This window comes from Rhodopseudomonas sp. BR0C11 (assembly GCF_010820945.1).
Classification (GTDB): domain Bacteria; phylum Pseudomonadota; class Alphaproteobacteria; order Rhizobiales; family Xanthobacteraceae; genus Rhodopseudomonas; species Rhodopseudomonas palustris_H.
Genome location: NZ_QTKI01000615.1, coordinates 1 through 1,889 on the forward strand (window position 1 = coordinate 1; position 1,889 = coordinate 1,889).

The following is a 1,889-nucleotide window of genomic DNA, read 5'->3' on the forward strand; positions in this document are numbered from 1 at the left end:
GTGCCGATTGGGGCAGCGTGTACGAGGGCGAGCCGTTCACCACCTCGCCGTCGAAGTAGAACGCCACCCGCGGCGGGACTTTCTTGTTGTGGCCCAGCCAGGACAGGTCAACCGGACGATTGTCGAGAGTCGCTTCGCGATTCAACAAGCCGCGCCAGGATTCGACGGCGGCCTTGGCTTCCTGGACGTTTTCGAGAAATTCGAGCTCGCCGAAGAAGCGCCGCCAACGGCCGGTTTCGAACAGCTCGGTGAGGTAGTCGAGCCGCTGTTCTGCGAGCAAACACCAGCGCTGGACGAGCGCACGCCCACGCTCTGCGTCGGTCTGTTCCATGGTCGGTCCGCCAGGAGAGGAAAAAGGAACGCGACGCAACTTACGAATCGACGCAAAGCTTACGAACAATGTTGTTAACAAAAATTTACCATGTCCAGCGCAGCGGTAACTTGGAGCTCCGCCGCGGCCCAACCTCGTAATACTGCGGGTATTTGAGGGGCGTCCCAGTGGGTGGGCCGCCGAATCGGGCCGGAAAACGAAAGACCCGCCCGGGGGGACAACCGGGCGGGTCACAAGCCATATCAGCGCAGGGGTGGATGGGCGCTCGCGCCGACTGGCCTCGTTTGGGAGGTGGTGTCCGCTCCCACAACGATTGGTCAGCGGACAACGCACACACGTTCAATCCGGTTGCAGATTTTTTCTCGCGCGCGAGGTTGTGAAGATGGAGTGAGCGACGCTCCGCGCCAGCCGTCAGCGACGCTGAGCAGATGTGCCCGCGCCACAGCGCCCAGACAGTTGCTTTGTGCAGTGCGAAGTAATCAGGGAGCCGACAGCACCACGCTGACGACCGGCTCCTTTTGCAGCCGGCCGATCAGATTCTCCTGATCCTGCTTCGACAGTGGCTGCGTGCCGAACTGCAGCCGGAACAGCCCGCCTCGCGAGCTGTCGACTACCACGGCATTATAATGGTCGAGCAAGGCGGCGATCTCCGAAGCGCGCGCTTCGGGCGCGAACTTGACCAGCACACGCGGGCCGGATTGCGGCGCAAGGCTCCGCACCACCGGTCCGCCCGACCGCTCCGCCATCACCATCGGCGGCGCCGGTTTGCTGGCTTCTGCTGGGCGATCGGCCATCGCCGCCGCGGGCGGCGAAACCGACGCGGGAGCCGGCGCCGATGCCGGCGCGCGCGCTACCTCGGGCTGCGGCTGATAGGAGGCGGTCTGCACCGGAACCGCATGCGGCCACGTCAGCAGCGCACCGATCAGTCCGGCCTGCAACAGAAGCGCAAGGCCGGCGACCGACGCCGACCACGCCAGCGCCTTCGGCGACAACCCGGAAAAGAAACCGGCAAAGCGCGCGCCGAGCCCCTGCCCGGCGCCCGGCGCCCGGGCCGGCTCGGCATCGATCGCAGCGAACAGCTTCTGCATCGCGCGCGATGACGGCGCGCCGAGGCTCTCATTGAGCTCGATGGTCGAGGCATATTCTTCGAGGATGACGGCATATTGCCGCGCCAGCGCCGGATCGCGATCGAGCGCATCCGCGACACGGCGGGCATCGCGGGCATTCAGCGTGCCGGCCGCGTACCACGGCAGCAGCGCCTCGACGTCGCCCGGCTCCCGGGGATCCGGCATCGTGTTGCTCATCGCCATCATGGCCAGCCTCGCTGCACGCCGGCCGCCTGCAGCAGATCGGCGAGTTTCTTGCGCGCGTAGAACAGACGGGTTTTCACCGTGTTCTCCGGAATTCCGACGATCTCGGCGACTTCTTCGATGGATTTCTCATGGTAGTACACCAGATCGACGATCTCTCGATGCTCGGGCGTCAGTGAGGTCAGGCACTTCCGCAGAGCTTCGCCCGTGTCCTTCTTCTGCAGCGCGATCTCCGGATCGTCGGAAGG

General features: G+C 65.1%; 3 protein-coding genes. All 3 read right to left on the reverse strand.

What is annotated here, in order from left to right; translation table 11 throughout:
• On the reverse strand, positions 1–331 hold a 331-nt coding region (locus DYI24_RS25810; protein ID WP_164574335.1), incomplete at its 3' end, for a TIGR03809 family protein.
• A 479-nt stretch (positions 332–810) separates the two neighbouring features.
• The gene (locus tag DYI24_RS25815) at positions 811–1,644 is read right to left on the reverse strand and encodes a hypothetical protein (RefSeq protein ID WP_164574336.1); all 834 of its coding nucleotides are present in this window, start codon (positions 1,642–1,644) and stop codon (positions 811–813) included.
• The coding region (locus tag DYI24_RS25820; RefSeq protein WP_164574337.1) for a sigma-70 family RNA polymerase sigma factor at positions 1,641–1,889 on the reverse strand (249 nt) is incomplete at its 5' end. The genes DYI24_RS25815 and DYI24_RS25820, both read right to left, overlap by 4 nt.